Raw genomic sequence first — 17621 nt, 5'->3', positions numbered from 1 at the left:
GGTTGCCCACGTGAGGCCTTCTTCCATTTATATACTGCAACAACAAGTTACCGCTCCACACCATCCATGAAGACCGAAGTTCCGCGCTGGCTGCGCGCCCAGTCTGCCACACGCTGCGGGTCGCCTTCCCACAGACGCTGCCGGCCCCAGTCGTTTGCCTCAGGCTTGCCGTCGCATTCCACACGGATGACCGGGAACAGGCGTGACGGCGCTTCCCTCGGCAGGCCCTGGATGAACAGTTCGCCGTCCTTCTGCTCGAACTGAAGCTTCTGGCCTGTCGTCAGCAGGGTAACGCCAGTTACCTTGCTGCTGAGGTCAGACAGCCGTATTTCCGGACGCCCATCCCAGAACCGGATAATCAGGTACAGATTATTGTCCCGGGTCGTCTGACGTCCGCGCGTAATGAATTCGGTGATGGCACCCCCATCCGAACCATAGATCGCTTCCCCGTGTACCTCCAGCCAGCGGCCGATCTCAAGCGCCCGTTCCACGAATTCCGGCGGCAGCTCCCCGTCTGCGGTCGGCCCGCAGTTCAGCAGCAGATTGCCGCCATGCTCCCCGCCCTTCTCGGCACATTCGCAGAGCATATCAAGCAGCACATCTGCCGGTCGCCAGCGTTCGCCGGTCACATGGCTCCACAGCCGCCAGGTGGTAACCTGGCAGGACTCCCAGAGGCGCTTCCGGTCCACGACGATCAGATGCTCCGGTGTACCGAAATCGCCCAACGTGTCAGAATCCCCTGCTCCGATGCCGCCATCTGCACGGTATTCGTCGTGGGCGCTGGAGTAGCCCAGCCGGTTGTTGATCAGAATGCCCGGCTGCAGCCTGCGCATTTCCTCCACCAGCTCTACACTGCCAAGATCATCAGCGTTGCGCGGCCACACGCCATCGAAGAAGAAGTGATCAATCTGCCCGTAGTTCGTCAGCAGCTCCTTGACCTGGTTGTGCAGGTACTTGCGTACCTTCGCCCAGCCTTCCGGATTCTTCTCAGGCCCTTCAAAATAAGCCGGAAGCCGCCAGTCAATCCAGGAATAATAGAGTCCGATTCTTAGTCCGGCCTTGCGGAAGGCATCGATATATTCGCGAACGAAATCGCGCTGCGGCGCCTGCTTCGCGCTGGAATAATCCGTGTAGGCGCTGTCCCACATGCAGTAGCCGTCATGATGCCGGGTAGTGAAGCAGGCGTATTTGAAGCCTGCTTTCTTGGCCGTCGCCGCCCACAGCTCCGGGTCAAAATGCTGCGGATTCCACGCTGCCGCCTGCGCAGCATACTCCTGCTGATCCAGATGTTCGCGGAACAGCACCTGCTCTCCCCGGGCCAGCTGTGCATAGGGCCCCCAGTGGATAAACATGCCGTACCGGCTTTCGGTGAACCATTTCCAGCGGTCTGGAACAGTGAATCCTTGTGTCGTCATCGCCTATTTCCCTCCAAGGTAAAATCATTCGGATTAGTTCTCGGGTGTCGTCTTGTGTTGCTGAAAATGTGTCCTGGTCCGCCGATTCGCTTAAACACCCGTGCCACTCTTAAATCTACAGCTGCCTGAATTCCAGGCAGCTGCCGCATCTCACCAGGGTACGATCACCCGCAAATGTCTCTCTATGATCTCGCAAGTTCTCACTAACGTCTCGCCATCGTCGCACTATAGTCTCACTATGATCTCACTATAGTCTCCTTAACACCGCACTATCGGCCTTTCTATTATCTCGCTCCCCCTTCCTATTTTGCCGCCGCAGCTTTGTACGTATCGTAAGCCTCCTGGTAGATTTCCAGGTAGCGGCTGAGGTTCATGCTGTCCAGCGTGGACAGGTACTGATCCCATTCAGCGTTAATGTCGGCGTCGCCAATAATGAAGCGGGCCATCATCTCATTGGTATAGTCATAGATGGTTTTAGAGAGATCGGCAATTTCGGCGGACTGGTCGACCGTGAAGCTGATCGGCGGCAGTACGGTTTCCACATCTACGCGGAACGGCTCGTATTTCTCCTTCGTCTCGTTGTACAGAATGCTGTCGAGCGGGTTGTCAGGGTTGGCTACAAGCCCCAGGCGCAGGGAGTTCGGACGGTAAGCGATGCCGGTCTGCGACCAGTGCTTGTTCTGGGTGACGCCGAATTTGGACATATCCATGTAGACCGCCTGCTCTCCGTTAAGTCCGACTTCACCGTCTGTAGCCCATCTCCACTCTACATCGGGTTCACCAATAGTCGAGCGCAGCGTGATTTCACGGTCATACAGGGCATCTGCGAAGCGGAATGCCGCTTCAGGGTTCGTCGCCTTGTTCGTGATGACGAATTGTCCCGGTGCCACCTGATACGGATCATACTGGGTAACTTGTACTCCTTCCGGTCCTTTGAGCGGCGCAACCGCTACATATTCCAGCCAGCGTCCGCTTGATCCGTTAAGCTGGGTCAAGGCGCTTTGGTTCGGTCCCGAGGCTGCACCAAGAATTGGCACATCCGGATTTTCTCCCAGCTGTACGAGTTGGGCGGCATCGCGTGTTACCGCCTGCGGGTCCATGAGGCCTTCGCTGTAGAGGCGGTTCAGATAAGTAAGCCCTTCTTTCCAGCCTTCTTTATTGAACGGAATATCGACTTTACCTTCATCATTGACATACAGTCTGGTGTAAGGCGCATAAGTGAACGAGTTCATCAGAAAGTTCTCTACGCTGGTTGTCAGCGTGGAAGACTGATTCACCTGTGGTGCGCCGGAGAAAGGAATTTCATCGGCGATACCGTTACCGTTCGGGTCCTGGGTTTTAAAGGCTTTCAGCACTTCATAGAACTCCTCCGTCGTTGTCGGCATTTTTAGATTCAGCTTCTCCAGCCAAGGCTCATAGATCCACAGCTTCTGGCGCATGGAACAGTGGTAACATTCATTCGGCGCAGGCAGAGCATAGATGTTGCCGTCCGCAGAGGTGATGGTCGATTCTACGAGCGGACTTTCCTCGAACATTTTTTTCGTATTGACTCCGTATTTCTCGATATAATCGTTCAGTGGAAGCAGAACGCCTTGTTCTCCATATAGCGCCTGCTGCTCAGGCGTCACATTCATCGTCATAATGACATCCGGCAGATCGCCGCTGGCCAGCGCCAGATTTAGTTTCTCGGTAACCGTGCTAGTAGGGACAATCTCCCACTCCACATGAATGTTGGTCAATTCCTCGAAATATTTAGTGAATTCATTCGTATCAAAATCCTCCACCGCCGGATTCGCACCCGTCATCACCCGCAGCGTAATCTTTTCATCCACGATCGGGAACTCTCCTGCTTCTGATACAGCAACTGCATTGCCGCTGCCTGAGGCAGAGGTTTCCGTATTATTGCCTCCGCTGCTGCACGCACTCAGAATACTGCCCAGCATGCTTACTCCAACCAGTAACGATAAGACTCCCTTAAATTTCATCTCTTCTTGTCCCCCTTTAGTTATCCTTTAAGTGAACCTACCATAACGCCCTTAACCAGATACTTCTGTACGAACGGATAGAATACAAGCAGCGGAAAAGTTGAAATAACAATCAGCGAGTACTTCAGCAGCGTTTTCAGCGCCTCGCGGCGGGCTGCATCCTGCGGATCTCCTGACAGCATGCCGACATCGACATCATTTTTGACGAGAATGTCCTTCAGCACCAGCTGCAGCGGATAATGATCCTGGCTTTTCAGATACAGCATGGCGTTAAAATACTGGTTCCAGTTCCCGGCCGCATAATAGAGCGTGATTACCGCCAGGATGGGCCCCGAGAGCCGGACGACAATTTTCCAGACGAATTGAAAGTCATTGCAGCCGTCCAGCTGTGCCGCTTCCAGCAGTTCATGGGGGATCGACATCTGGAAATAGGTGCGGGTGATGATAACATTCCACACGGTCAGCGCTCCGGGAAGAATCATCGACCAGATTGTATCAAGCATCCCCAGATCGCGGACCAGCAGATAGCCGGGAATCAGGCCGCCGGTGAACATTGTGGTGAACATGAACAGAATCATCAGGACATTTTTACCGTAAAAATCCCTGCGGGACAGCGGATAGGCAGCCAGCACCGTCATGACAATGTTGACCAGCGTACCTGTAACGGTGTAGAGGATAGAGTTGCCGAAGCCGACCCAGACCTGTTTATATTCAAAAACCGCCTTATACCCTTCAAGGCTCGGCCTCACCGGCCACAGCCACACCTCGCCCGACACCACGGCCTGCGAATCACTGAAAGAGGCGCTGACAATATAAATGATCGGATACAGCACTGCAATAAAGATAACGCTCATAAAAAAGATATTTACGATAACAAACAGCTTGTCGGTTATGGACTCATTCCGGAAACTTGTGTTCATGCTCAGACCTCCTTCCTTCTACCACAAGCTGCCATGCTTGGTCTTCTGGGCGATTTTATTCACCGTCAGCAGCAGAATCAGATTGATAATGGATTTGAACAACCCAATCGCCGTCGAATACGAATAGTTGGCAACCTGCGAAGTCAAGCCCACCTTATACACATACGTATCGATAATTTCTGAAGCCTTCAGATTGATCGGGTTCTGCATCAGCAGCACCTTTTCGAAGCCGACGTCGAGGATATGCCCGGTGTTAAGGATCAGCACGATGATCGCCATCGGCATAATGCCGGGAAGATCGATGTGCCACATCCGGCGGAATTTGCTTGCTCCGTCAATCACGGCCGCTTCATGAAGCGAAGGATCGATGCTGGCCAGCGCCGCAATAAAGATGATGCAGTTGAAGCCCATATGCTGCCATACATCCGACCAGACATAGATGGAAGAGAACATCGAGATTTCACCCATAAAATTAATAGGGCCTATACCGAAGAAGCCGAGGAGCTTGTTGATAATCCCGATACGCGGATCAAGCAGCTCCTTCACAATTCCGACCACGACCACAATGGAGATAAAATGCGGCGCATAGGTTACCATCTGTACGGCTTTGCGGAATCTGATATTGCGCAGATAATTCAGCCCCAGGGCCAACAGGATCGGGATCGGGAACCCGGCAATCAGATTGTAAAAACTCAGCACCAGCGTGTTCTTCAGAATGCGCCAGAAATCATACGAATTGACGAACCGGCTGAAATGCTTCATCCCTACCCAGTCGCTGCCCCAAATTCCTTTTACGACGGAGAAATCCTTGAACGCAATCTGCGCTCCGTACATCGGCACGTATTTGAAAATAATCAAATAGAGGAAAGGCAGTGCCATCAGCACGTACAATTGCCAGCTGTTTATCAGCTTTTTGACGAAGGGATTTGTGCTCAATTCAGTTCTCACCTCCTCGTATGCTATGTATTTCGGCTGACACCTGAGGGCATCCCTGACCGGTCTGTCCATGTGTCTTCCGTGTAACCACAGCATAGGCCGCCACCCTGGAACGGTAAATTGTAAATGCTCCGTTTTGTTGGATTTTGTTAAGAAAACTGTCTTTGCAATTGAAATATTCATGTGCATTTGATAAGAATTCGCCTAATAATATCCATGTAATCGTTTTATATGAAAATAAATGCTTGCTTACATGTAAATATAGATTACATTTCATAGATTAAAAAAAGCCGGGAACTTGTCCCGGCATGTTAACTCAAAGTGAAGATTGTGCTGTACTGCCGCTGTTAACCAGCCGCTGAATCGCGGAAGGCTGTAGCACTGAGACCATTTCCCCGTTTGAACGCCCGGCAGAAGGTGTTGGTGGAATGGTATCCCACCTGCTCGGCGATGTCCCGGATCGGAAGGCCTGTATTGGCGAGCAGTGCTTTGGCTTCGTTCATCCGCAGATTCTCCAGATATTCCGAGAAATTGGTTCCTGTCTGCTCTTTGAAGAACTGCGACATGTACCCTTTGGAGATATTCATATGGTCGGCGACAGCATCCAGGCTGAGATTGGCTTGTCCGAAATGCTCTTCAATATAAGATACAATCGAGTCAATCAAGTGCACATTCCGGCTCTTCTTCCGGTGATCGGCTTCCGAGCTCATCATCATCAGCAGGTTGGCCGCACTGCCGTAAGCTTCCCTAAGATTCTCCGTTACCCCCAGCAGATGAAGCAGCTCCTGCACCTCTTCCGGGTACTGCAGCATCAGCTGCTCCTGCAGCTTGACCAGGCAGCTCACGATTTCATAGCAAAAGAGCTGCTGCATGGCCAGCGGCAAATGCCGCTCCTGGAAATTCTCCCGGTACAGCGAGTCCAGCAGGCGCCTAAGCTCCTCTGTCTCCCCCGCCTTCGTATAATTGCTGAGCCGGTTCTCGACTTCTCCGGGGAAATAGAACAGCGAATTCTCGCTCGGCAAATCATAGAACCAGGCCGTCTGGACCATCTCCTCATAAGTGAGCGAGGACAGGGATTGGCGGGCTTCTTCATACGATCCGGATACATCAAGAAGAGTAGAGCGGAATCCCCCGATGGCAAAATAAAGTCCAAGCGGCAGCTGGCCGGCGATCTCTGTAGCGATATGCTGAATATTCCGCTCAATCGCCTCTCTGAACAAAATACTGTCTCCGGTTGTATCAACGAACAGAATGGCGATTTTGTCCTCGGTAACATCATGTACATAGAGATTTCCGGCAGGAACCGACCGCAGGGCCTCTTTAATCAGCACCCGCTCAATGTCCAGCTTGCGCAAATCATCGGTGCTGATTCCCCTTTGGCCTCCGCGGAAATGAAGGATACCGATGGCATAAGAGCTGCCGTCAATTTCTATATGCTGATGCTCCAGCAGGCTGTTGATTTCGTTCAAGCTGACAAACTCACCCTTGAGCAGCCGTTCATAAAAGCTCTCCCACAGCAGCGGTGCCTGGCGTTCAATCTCGCTCTGCAGAGCGGTGTTGTTATCAATAAGTGCAGATAAGGAATTTTGGATGAAGCCGTACATATCCTTGGGACGCTGCTGGAGTCCGCCGTTTCGGTCACTAAGCGTCGAGAAAATCCGTACCAGCGGCTTGCCGCTGCGGGTAGCGAACAGATACGCCAGCACAATGCCGATCAGCAGAAAAGCGGCTGCGACGGTAGTAGTCATCTTTTTAATAGACATTACTTTGCTTAATACTACGTGGGGAGGCTGCGCTACAATATAGGACCAGTTGTTGTATGCTGATTTGGTGTAAGTCACCATCATATCGTTCGTTGCACTGCTGGCTTCAATAATTCCGGAGGATGCTGTATAGCTTGTCGGATCAAGATCGGGCACCTTTCCGTCACCGGACAGCGAGCTGACTACCCTGCCTTCATTATCAATAATGGACACCCAGCCGCCATCAGAGACATTAATCCCTCCGAGCAGTGATTTCAGCTTGTGATTATCAACCAGGATGACGAGAGCCCCCTGAATATAACCGGGATAACCCAGGGATTGGACATAGGTCAGCATGTCGTAGGTGCTCCCCTGGTAGAGCGTTGACCCCGATGCCATCACCTCACGGTTGCGGTAACTGCCGAACAAATCACTCCGCCAGGTATCATAATCCACTCCGCTGCTGGACAATACATGCTTATAGAACGCGGGAAGCTCATAAATCGAATTTGAGGATAAGGCCAGATTGCTGTTTTTAAAAATCAAATAGTAGTCCAGCACGAAATTGTTAGAGGTGTTATAACTGTAGAGATTTTTCTGCGTTTCAAGTACCTTGTAGGTGGTCGTATTGCTGAACGGATCCTGCACGCGCGAGAAGCTTTTCACCATAGGATCATTCAGGAGCTGAAGGGCAATCGTGTTGATCTCGGATAACCGGATGTCCATCGTTTCTTTAACCTGTTCGAGCAGTTCCATATTGCTGCCGGTCACTTCATCCTTGACCACGTCATACGTCAGTTTATAGAACAGGCCTCCGAGGCTTAACGCAACAATCATGAATAAAATATAAGGAATCATCAAACGCAGAAACAAATGCTGCTGGCCTGGCCATTTCAATAACCGCATCGCTGTTCCCCCTTTAATAAAAACAGTATGTGTTATGTAATATAACATTCACAAAAATGCATCACGCTTACATTGCTGCTCTTTTTTAAAAGTACCATAATCATGCTAATGATTATAACACCATGTTTTAATTTTAGGTATTCTGTATTTCGACTTTTTTCGCCATTAAAGGTTAAATCCATAGCAAAACAGCGGCAAAATCCCGGGATTCTGCCGCTGTTTGTGCATTAATGTGCTGTTATGGGAAGAGAGCTTTGTATGCGAAAAACCGAACATAAACGGCTGCTGCTGCGGTAAGTGGGCAAGCAGCATTTATTGTTTTAAGAAGCATAGCTTTATCGTCCATTCCCCGCCATTCCCCATCAATCCCCCGCTTATCCGAGTCACCTGAGAGGATGAAACCCCTAATTGGTTTCGCCAAATTCGCGCTCCATAACGTTTACCTCATCTGGGCACTGTTATTTCAGGATTATCAAATGTTATACTTTTCCGTACAAAGCATATGGATGTTTGTTCATTAGAAGTGCTGAGGAGATCATTATGCCCGTTATAGAAATAGTTGCATGGATCGCCGTACTTGCGGTATTGCTGTCTGTATTGTCGATCGTAGTTGTAAGCTGGAAAAATGGCATATCGCCAATGCCCTCTTCAAGCGCTGTCCGGCAGGCCGTTGCCGCTGAGGTACAGCGGATTACAAGCTATGGCCATATCATCGAGCCGGGTTCCGGCTGGGGGACGCTTGGACTTGCAGTGATTCGCCGCTGTCCTGGTATAAGGCTGACAGGAATCGAAAACTCCAGTCTTCCCTTGTGGTGCTCACAATTGCTAGCTTTCCTGTACCCACGGCTTTTCCCGGCAGTCCGGGGGAAGCCCTCACTTGGCCGGCTGCGCTTTAAACGAGGGGATATTTATTCCTTCTCCTATCAGGATGCAGACATTATACTCTGTTACCTCTTCCCCGCGGCTATGGAACGGCTGGCAGCAAAATTCAAGCGGGAATTACTGCCGGGTGCAGTGGTGATCAGTGTGTGCTTTTCAATACCCGGGATGCAGCCTGCCCGCATAATCACCTGCAGTGACAGCCTGCGGACCAAAGTGTATGTATATAGATATTAAGCAAGTCATATCCCTGAAAAAAAGAGCCTCCTCACGGAGACTCTCTTCCTTATAGTAAATGCATCTTCGCCTCTGCTTCATTCCAAGGTACCGAATAACCTGCTCCTTTGGCGCAGAATATGGAGGAAGACGTATAAAGTGCGTCAGCCTCTTTACGGTAACCGATCCGCGTAATGACCTCATCCGTGTTATGGCAGCGGTCGTAACCGCCGAACACACAGCGGATACTGCCGCGGCCATGGGTGAGCGAAGCGAACTCGGCACTGTAGTTCATGAAGGTAGCCACGGGTACCCTTCCGGTAATCACACACTGCGTCCCGTTCATCTGCGGCGGCTCAAATGTACCTGAGGCACGCTGAATATCAGACAGCACCCTTCCCATCTCATCTACATCAACTTTGATTTTAAAGTCATAGTAAGGTTCGAGCAGTACGTTGTCTGCCTTCTCCAGTCCTTGGCGCAGCGCACGAAAAGCCGCCTCACGGAAATCGCCGCCATGCGTATGTTCTTTATGTGCAGCACCTCTGATCAGCGTGATTTTCAAATCGGTAACCGGCATGCCTGTCAGCAATCCGTGATGCTCCCGCTCATGGAGGTGGCTCAGGATCAAATTCTGGTAGTTAACGCTCAAATTATCGGGATGACACCGGCTTTCCGTTATAATTCCGCTGCCGCGTTCTCCCGGCTCCATAAGGAAATGAACTTCTGCATAATGCCTGAGCGGTTCAAAGTGGCCATAGCCCGTTACCGCCGACTGAATGGTTTCCTTATACAAGATTTCAGGCTGGCCAAAAGAAATGGCGAAACCGAACCTTTCCAGCACCAGCTGCTCCAGCACTTCCAGTTGGATGAGTCCCATGACACGGATGTGGATTTCCTGCAGATTCTCCTCCCAAATGACGTTAAGGGACGGCTCCTCCGCTTCAAGAATACGGAATGTTTCCAGCACTTTCTGCACGTGAAGCGAATCATCGAATATCACCTTGGACTGTAAAGTCGGCTCTGATTCGTATTCCAGCCTGTCCGTAAATACTCCGAGGCCCTGCCCGGCACACGCCGCAGACAAACCGGTTACCGCAAACAAATCACCCGCCGCTACCTGCTCCACCGGCTGTGATTTGGTCCCGTTGAACAATAATATCCTCGTTACTTTCTCGTCATATTGGATGCCGCCGCTCTCATAACTCAAGGGTTCCCGGACCTTCAGGCTGCCGCTCAGCGCTTTGATGAACGTTAATCTTCCTCCGCCAGCGTCGTGCCGGATTTTATAAATCCGTCCCCCGAATGGAGCATTTTCATCATAAGAGGTTGTCGTCAATACGTGAAGCTGCTCTAAAAATTCAGTTACACCCGTATCCTGCAGGGCGGAGCCATGAGCACAGGGGTAAATTAAGCCCTCCCGCACTAATTTTTGAAAGGCCTGCAGCCAGAAAGCGTGATCTTCGCTCCCTTCCAGAAAAGCTTCCAGGAGAGTCTCATCCCGCTCGGCCAGGGCTTCCCGGAGTGAAGCGTCCATTTTACCATCAGCGAAACGGTTTGTAATGGAGCATAGATCTCCTGTCAGCTGCTGGCGGATGTCCGCTTCGGTCCTGCTGATATCTGCGCCGGTCCGGTCAGTTTTATTAATGAAGAAAAAAGAAGGAATCCGGTGTTTTTGCAGCAGCTGCCAGACCGTTTCGGTATGGCCCTGAACCCCTTCTACTGCGCTGACAATCAGGACCGCGTAATCTATAATCTGCAGTGCCCGCTCCATTTCCGGACTAAAATCGACGTGCCCGGGGGTATCAATCAAATAATACGGGTCCCCTTTATATTCCATCACCGCCTGATCGGCGAACACTGTTATTCCTCTGGCCCGCTCGATCTCATGGCTGTCCAGGTATGCATCCTGATGATCCACCCGCCCGCGTGACCGGATACTGTTCGTATGGTACAGCAGCTGCTCGGCAAAGGTTGTCTTCCCTGCGTCCACGTGGGCAAACAGGCCTATGGTTAGTCGCTTCATCTTATCCCACTTTCGATGCTTTTTATGAACTACAGCTCTTGTAATTATTATTAAAGCATAGTTGGGCGCTTGAACGGTTAACTTTTTTATAAGGGCAGGTCCGGGTTACAACCAAAAAGCAGGCCGCCATTCTGAACGATGGAAGCCTGCTTCTATTTTGACTATTGATTTAGCGGATCTCCCCGCGTGTAGCAATCAGCTTTTGATACCAGTAAAAGCTTTGCTTCCGGATGCGGCGCAGCTCCTTAAGATCAAATTCTTCACGGTCCACGTAGATGAATCCGTAACGTTTGCTCGAGCCCTGGTGTGTGCTGACCAGATCGATTGCCGACCATGGACAGAAGCCGAACACCTCAACCCCGTCCGTAAGCGCAAGCTGAATCTGTTCAATATGCCGGCGGAAGAAGTCAATCCGGTAAGCATCGTTAACAGTTCCGTCTGCCTCCAGCTTGTCAAATGCCCCTAACCCGTTTTCGGTCACAATCAAAGGCAGGTGATAACGGGAATAGATCTGGCGGAGCGTAGTTCTGAAGCCTACAGGATCAATCTCCCAGCCGAATTCGGTCGTCTGCAGATTTGGATTCACAGAACCCCGGTAGGCTCCCGGTTCTCCGACGATTTCATGCTGGTCGCCGGTGTGCGAGAAGTCATTGCCGTCATTTTTACTCTCACCTACTGTCTGGGAAGTGTAATAATTGAAAGCAATAAAATCCGGGTTCCCCTGTCTCAGGATATCCATGTCGCCTTCTTCAATGCGGGGCTCATACCCTTTTTCCAGCAGATAGCTCCAGGCGATATGGTTATAACGGCCATAGACAGCCATGTCCAGGTACAGCCAGTTGCGGATGGCCGCATAATTGTCTGCTGCAAGTACATCTTCCGGTTTGGAGCTGGCCGGATAGATCACACCGATATTTGGGGCCGGGCCGATTTTGGCATCCGGAAGCATCTGATGGCACAACACCATAGCTTTCGCCTGGGCCACAAGCATGTGATGGTTTTGCTGATACAGCTCTTTTTGCGGGTCTGCCATGTTCTCATTCAAGGTACCGATGGAGCCCGGATGGAGAATCAGCATATTCTGCTCATTAATGGTCAGCCACCATTTCACCCTGCTGCCGTAATGTTCAAAAAGCGTTTTGGCATACTGTTCAAATGCATCAATCGTTGCCCGGTTAGACCAGCCTCCCCGCTGCTCCAGCGCATAAGGAAGATCAAAGTGGTACATGGTTACAATCGGCTCAATTCCGTATTTAAGCAGCTCGTCGATCAGCCGGCTGTAGAATTCAAGGCCTTTCGGATTTACCTCACCGTCTCCTTGCGGATAAATCCGTGTCCAGGCAATGGAGAAGCGGTAGGCTTTGAACCCCATTTCTGCCATTAATGCTACGTCCTCTTGATATTTATGATAATGGTCACTGGCGACTTTAAAATCAGTCACACCTTCCACATGGTTTGCCAGATCGATAACCGAAGGACCTTTACCGTCTTCATCCCACGCTCCTTCCAGCTGATAAGCCGAGGTTGATCCTCCCCACAGGAAGTTTTCCGGAAATGCGTTTAATTGTTTGTGCAGCATACTACATTCCTCCTAGTTTGTTTTAGTCCACCAGTGTTAAAAGAACTTCGTTCACTTCGACTTGCTGCTGATCGGTTTCAAAGACCTCGACTTCTTTCTGGGTCAAAGTCACAATAACCGGAGTCACGGTCTGGTAACCGGCTGCCTTGATTTGCTCCAGGTCAAACCGGATTAACAAATCTCCCTGTCTGACGGCATCGCCTTCTTTAACCACAGGAGTGAAATGTTTGCCCTTAAGTCCGACAGTGTTGATTCCAATATGGATTAACACCTCGGTTCCGGCGGCAGAAGTAATGCCTATGGCATGTCCCGTCGGAAATATGGAAGTTACCGTTCCGTCCATTGGCGTGACGACTTCCCCGGTTACAGGTTCGATGGCAAGCCCCCTGCCCATTGCCCCGGAAGAAAATGCGGCATCAGGAACAGTGCTGAGCGGAACAACAGATCCGGAAAGCGGGCTGAAAATCTGCTCCTTTTTAAGGTCTATAGCCTTTGCTGCGGGCTTGACCGTCTGTACTTGTTCAGGTGCGGGTGCGGCATCTGCTGCGGATGCTGATTTGACTTTGCTCTCATAACCGAAAAGGACGGTCAGCAGAAAAGCGGTACCCATTGAGGCAATCATAGAGATGATGAAGATCGACATTGGCTGTTCAACCGGAATCGAAAAAATATTATGGAATACATAGGCCGTATAGAGTACACCGAAATGACCGTTGATTGCTCCCCCGAGCGACCCGGCGATAATGACGATTGGAATCACGCGCTTGTAGCGGAGAATCAGACCGTACACAATCGGTTCACTGACACCGGCCAGAAGTCCGGTGATTCCGGAAGATGCAGCGATGCTTCGCAGGGATCTGTCTTTTTTGGCTTTCAGGAAAATACCGAAGGCGACACCGATCTGGGCAAATACGGCCGCAGCTGCCATGGCTTCAATCGGATCACCGCCGTTAGCAATATTCTGGAGAGTGATGGGTGTAAAGCCCCAGTGAAGACCAAGCACTACCATAAAGGTCATTCCACCGCCGAGTACAATACCGGAAAGTATACCGCTGACACCGATCAGCCAGGTAACGCCTGATGCGATCCAGTCACCGACACTGGTACCGAATGGCCCAAAAGCAATCACTGACAACGGAACCATGATCATAAGGGAAACCATCGGCACCAGGAAAATCTGCAGATCCTTTAGAATAATCTTCTTCAGCAGCTTGTCGAGCAGTGCATAGATGCTGATAGCAATGAAGATCGGGAACACGCTGGATGCGTAACTGACCATAACCACCGGAATTCCCAGGAAAGAGTGCCCCCCGTCCCCTTCCAGCATGGCTGTAAAGTTCGGTTCCATCAGTGCCGCGCCGATAGCCCCTGCCACATAAGGGTTAGCCTTCAGCTTGATCCCAAGCGTGATTCCGAGGAAAATTGGCAGGAAGTAAAATACTGCATTCCCGGCGGCGGACAGGATTTTATAAGTGTCGCCGGAATCGGACATCCAGCCCAGCAGTGTAAGCACAGTCAGCAGTGCCTTAAGCATCCCGGAACCTGCCATGACCGGAATCAGCGGCGAGAAGCTGCCCGAGATAATTTCAAACACCTTTGATACTGCCGATGTTTTCTGCGTGGAGCTATTATCGGAGGAAGCGTTGTTCAGGAAGCTGGTGCTTTTCACAATTTCCGCATACACATTAGCTACATTGCTTCCGACGACAACCTGGAATTGTCCGCCGCTTTCCACCACGGTAATTACACCTTCGTGTTTCTCCAGTGTTTCCCTTTGTGCCTTTTTGTTGTCCTTCAGACTGAATCTCAGCCTGGTGGCACAATGGACCAGATCGTTGATGTTCTCCTCCCCGCCGACAAGCCGAATGATGTCTTCAGACATTTTTTTGTTATCCATGCTGATTCTCCTTTGCCTTACAGCTAAATTGGGCAAAAAAAAACCTAAACGAAGATAGCGTGATCACGTAAGGGTGATCCACTTCTCGTTTAGGTATCGCCTGCTTCAGCAGTAACAATCCTTAGATTTAAGTTGTGACTCCACTATAATGGATTAGGTAATCGTTTGCAACCCGTAATTTAATTCCTTTTTCTTACATCGTAGCGTTATCTCTTGATGTGACCCGCTGAATATGAATCGTTAAATAGACCTTTTCGTCAATAGACATGGCATTTCCGTATTCCTGCTCCAGATAGCGGTTAATCTGATTGGTGCACTGAAAAGCTTGCGGGAATTTCGCTTTGATCTGGTCGTACAGGAAGTTGTCTCCTGCAGCAGACCGTTCCTGTTCTCCGCTCAACATTCTCTGCAAAAAATATTGCAGGTGGGTAATAAAACGGGAGTAATTGAACGAGTTTTCATCCAGCTGCAGCTGGAACTCGCCAGTGACAATGTTGAAAATATCACTCATTGCCTTCGTGACCTCTACCGTCTGCTGCATTCCCTGCCCGTCCTGTCTGGCATTCACAAAATGCATCGCGATAAAGCTGGCTTCATCCTGATCCATCTCAATATCAAAATGTTTGCGGATCAGGCCAAGCGCATGTACACCAATGGCAAACTCTCGGGGATAAAATTTTTTGATCTGCCAGTACAAAGCGTTCTTGATGTTCATCGACTTCTTGTAACGGGCAATGGCAAAATGAATGTGGTCAATCAGTGTGATATAAATATTATCGTTGAAGATGTTTCCCATATCCGCTTTGGCGAACCCGATGATTTCATCGGCCAGCGAGAAATACTCGGCAGAAGTCTCCCCGATCAGATCAATTAACTTGCGCGGCACTTTGTCCGGTTTCAGCATAAAGGTTTTTTCTATTTTATCCTCGTCGACCCGCAGCCCCGCCTTTTTCTTGAAACCGAGCCCATTTCCGATTACCACATATTCATGGCCAACCTGGTCTTCAGCGCGAATAACGTTGTTGTTGAAGATTTGCCGGATGATCATTGTGACTTCCCCTTTTTTGATTGACTCCATCAAGCCAGCTTAAAAACATATCCTAAGATAACACAGCAATGTGACAAATGACAATAGAGAGTGACGGAGGCTGAACTCTGTTTCAACCATTTTAGATTCTTATAAACCGATGTATAAAAATACTGTTATTTTGATTTTAAAGTTGAAATTAGTTGTGAGGAATTCTCTTTGTTTGCATGTAATCCACTTTTTTCATAATGGAAAGAGTATTAATATTAGTTGTTAAAAGATTTAATATTCGAAAAAACTTTTTATCGGATGTTTTTATTTGAATTTAAAGACTGGAATTTAAATGCATTTTCATTCATTTATCGGTATATCAGTTCAATGCTGCTGCGGACATTTTTTTAGAAATTTTGACTGGACGGGAGTGGGCTTCTTACCAAATATATTTTTTCGTGGCGGCTTTATCAGTCCACTTAAGCTAAGTGGACTTACTCCATCTAATCTTCCTATAAAAACTGGTATTACAATACTAGTGGGAAAAAGTCCACTAGACATGCATACAAACTTACATGGGAGCTAAACCAAACCGAAAGTAATAATTTTACAGTAAGCTTTGTGGACTCAACGAAAAAAGAACAGTGGCTCCTTAAGTCGTAGGTTTAGTTACCAAATAAAGGTATATGTTATTGGTTATTCCAGAATTATTTTTACCGTCGCTCGTTTTTCTTTCGTTTGTACTGGAGTTTCTGCGGGCCTAGGAATCTTTTGCCGCCCTTTAGAACGACGGGTCGGTTCGCGATTCAGCGCTTCAACAAATACATCCCAGTCTTTCATGGCGTAGTATCTCATCTTTCGCAGCATGCTCCACACACTTAGGGTAGGCTGTACTTCTAAATGGATGAGCTGACATAGCAACGCCGTAATGATTCCAATATAACATTGGACCCACACTGCATGCGGGTGATGATTGTGGAAAGTTACGGTGGCCAGATGCTGCTTAATCCATTTAAAAAACAGCTCAATTTGCCAGCGGCAGCGATAAATTTCACTAATGTCTTTGGCTGAAAGATCCTGGCGATTGGTGATGACCTCGTAGATTTTTCCATGCTTATCTTGGAATTGTACAAGGCGGACACAAAACGTTTGGCCCGAATTTTTATCCAAAATCTCAACGTAAGCGTCCCGAGTCATATGGCTGCTACCCGAAACGGGATGTTCGGTCAGCACGGTGTACTTTGTTTTTGCACGGATCCGGGCAACAAACAGCACCGTTCCTTCCGACCATTCTCTGAAGTTTCCGTAATGCACGTAGCCACGGTCGAAAATGTAGGTGATTTCTCCGGGGACAACGAGATATTTGACCGCTTGTTGATCCGACACACCGATGGTGGAAAGGACAATCTCATCCGGAAAATGGCACCCGGCTTCCAGCGAAAGCAGCCGTGTATGGATTTTGACACCCTTGGTCTTGTTTTGATAAAACGCCCAGTCGCCGAGTATTTTGGGTAGCGAAAGGCTGGTTGAATCGACAGGTGCCAACGTTCCAAGGTGCTTGATGCCCTTAGCTTTCGCTTTTCGCATTTTTAACTCCTGAACGAGTTCGGCAAACAACCACTCGAGATAAGCGAGAGGGATGGTGTCAAGCTTACGGTTCAAGGTCGATTCGTGAATGGTCGTGAGTCCGGTAATGTCCTGAAGCTCCGCATTCGTTTCCAAATTGAGCACAATGTCGGAGAGAGTACGCCTTTGCTGCAACTGAGCTTCTACAAAAAGTGTAATCGCGGCTCCGACGGTAAGTTTTTTAGCATAATGATCTGCGAACGGACAACGAAAAGAATTTAACATTAAATGCTGTAAGTACTTGCGTAAAACTGAATTTTGCGATATGTTACCCATGGTTGAGCTCCTTTTGTGGAGAGATGTGGGTAACCTGCCTACTCTCTCTACATTAGGGCTTTTTTTCTTTTTTCACCAGAGTAAACTCATCTTTTTTATCCATAATTAGCTAACTATTTCAAATAAATTTTCATGTTAGCTTTGCCGCATGTCTAGTGGAAAAAGTCCACTTAAATGTACTGGTTTAGCCTGCAAAGGCC

The 17621-nt window shown here is 49.4% G+C and carries 11 protein-coding genes; 1 reads left to right on the top strand and 10 read right to left on the bottom strand.

Annotated elements, in window-relative coordinates:
• Positions 1–47: 47 nt before the first annotated feature.
• From C2I18_RS27245 to C2I18_RS27225, 5 genes are all read right to left on the bottom strand, one after another.
• The gene (locus C2I18_RS27245; RefSeq protein WP_249898827.1) at positions 48–1415 is read right to left on the bottom strand and encodes an alpha-L-fucosidase; all 1368 of its coding nucleotides are present in this window, start codon (positions 1413–1415) and stop codon (positions 48–50) included.
• Between the two features lie 302 nt (positions 1416–1717).
• Positions 1718–3400, bottom strand: coding sequence for an ABC transporter substrate-binding protein (locus tag C2I18_RS27240; RefSeq protein WP_249898826.1), 1683 nt, complete (start codon positions 3398–3400; stop codon positions 1718–1720).
• 20 nt (positions 3401–3420) lie between these two features.
• A complete protein-coding gene (locus C2I18_RS27235) occupies positions 3421–4320 on the bottom strand; it encodes a carbohydrate ABC transporter permease (RefSeq protein WP_249898825.1) in 900 nt (299 codons plus the stop codon).
• A gap of 18 nt (positions 4321–4338) precedes the next feature.
• Complete coding sequence (locus C2I18_RS27230; protein WP_342760323.1) at positions 4339–5256, bottom strand: ABC transporter permease; 918 nt, start codon at positions 5254–5256, stop codon at positions 4339–4341.
• A 347-nt stretch (positions 5257–5603) separates the two neighbouring features.
• On the bottom strand, positions 5604–7904 hold the full coding sequence (locus C2I18_RS27225) for a helix-turn-helix domain-containing protein (RefSeq protein WP_249898824.1): 2301 nt from the start codon (positions 7902–7904) through the stop codon (positions 5604–5606).
• Positions 7905–8444: 540 nt separating this feature from the next.
• Between C2I18_RS27225 and C2I18_RS27220 the strand changes: the two genes are divergently transcribed.
• Entirely contained in the window at positions 8445–9020 is a 576-nt protein-coding gene (locus tag C2I18_RS27220; protein WP_249898823.1) for a class I SAM-dependent methyltransferase, read from the top strand.
• Between the two features lie 49 nt (positions 9021–9069).
• On the opposite strand, the gene C2I18_RS27215 is transcribed toward C2I18_RS27220, so the two are convergent.
• The 5 genes from C2I18_RS27215 to C2I18_RS27195 all read right to left on the bottom strand — a co-directional run bounded on the left by C2I18_RS27215 (position 9070) and on the right by C2I18_RS27195 (position 17421).
• Complete coding sequence (locus C2I18_RS27215) at positions 9070–11025, bottom strand: GTP-binding protein (RefSeq protein ID WP_249898822.1); 1956 nt, start codon at positions 11023–11025, stop codon at positions 9070–9072.
• Positions 11026–11194: 169 nt separating this feature from the next.
• A complete protein-coding gene (locus C2I18_RS27210) occupies positions 11195–12604 on the bottom strand; it encodes a glycoside hydrolase family 1 protein (protein WP_249898821.1) in 1410 nt (469 codons plus the stop codon).
• A gap of 22 nt (positions 12605–12626) precedes the next feature.
• Positions 12627–14501, bottom strand: coding sequence for a beta-glucoside-specific PTS transporter subunit IIABC (locus C2I18_RS27205; protein ID WP_249898820.1), 1875 nt, complete (start codon positions 14499–14501; stop codon positions 12627–12629).
• 193 nt (positions 14502–14694) lie between these two features.
• The gene (gene licT / locus C2I18_RS27200) at positions 14695–15549 is read right to left on the bottom strand and encodes a BglG family transcription antiterminator LicT (RefSeq protein WP_249898819.1); all 855 of its coding nucleotides are present in this window, start codon (positions 15547–15549) and stop codon (positions 14695–14697) included.
• Positions 15550–16215: 666 nt separating this feature from the next.
• Positions 16216–17421, bottom strand: coding sequence for an IS4 family transposase (locus C2I18_RS27195; RefSeq protein ID WP_249898578.1), 1206 nt, complete (start codon positions 17419–17421; stop codon positions 16216–16218).
• Positions 17422–17621: the final 200 nt, after the last annotated feature.

The organism is Paenibacillus sp. PK3_47, from assembly GCF_023520895.1.
In the GTDB taxonomy this organism is placed as follows: Bacteria; Bacillota; Bacilli; order Paenibacillales; family Paenibacillaceae; genus Paenibacillus_AQ.
The sequence above is the reverse complement of the archived record's forward strand: the minus strand, read 5'-3'. Positions and strand labels throughout refer to the sequence as shown.

Coding starts and splice junctions, on each gene's coding strand:
- C2I18_RS27215 (WP_249898822.1), bottom strand. CDS start 11,025: ATGAAGCGACTAACCATAGGCCTGTTTGCCCACGTGGACGCAGGGAAG.
- C2I18_RS27195 (WP_249898578.1), bottom strand. CDS start 17,421: ATGGGTAACATATCGCAAAATTCAGTTTTACGCAAGTACTTACAGCAT.
- licT (WP_249898819.1), bottom strand. CDS start 15,549: ATGATCATCCGGCAAATCTTCAACAACAACGTTATTCGCGCTGAAGAC.
- C2I18_RS27220 (WP_249898823.1), top strand. CDS start 8,445: ATGCCCGTTATAGAAATAGTTGCATGGATCGCCGTACTTGCGGTATTG.
- C2I18_RS27225 (WP_249898824.1), bottom strand. CDS start 7,904: ATGCGGTTATTGAAATGGCCAGGCCAGCAGCATTTGTTTCTGCGTTTG.
- C2I18_RS27245 (WP_249898827.1), bottom strand. CDS start 1,415: ATGACGACACAAGGATTCACTGTTCCAGACCGCTGGAAATGGTTCACC.
- C2I18_RS27240 (WP_249898826.1), bottom strand. CDS start 3,400: ATGAAATTTAAGGGAGTCTTATCGTTACTGGTTGGAGTAAGCATGCTG.
- C2I18_RS27205 (WP_249898820.1), bottom strand. CDS start 14,501: ATGGATAACAAAAAAATGTCTGAAGACATCATTCGGCTTGTCGGCGGG.
- C2I18_RS27210 (WP_249898821.1), bottom strand. CDS start 12,604: ATGCTGCACAAACAATTAAACGCATTTCCGGAAAACTTCCTGTGGGGA.
- C2I18_RS27235 (WP_249898825.1), bottom strand. CDS start 4,320: ATGAACACAAGTTTCCGGAATGAGTCCATAACCGACAAGCTGTTTGTT.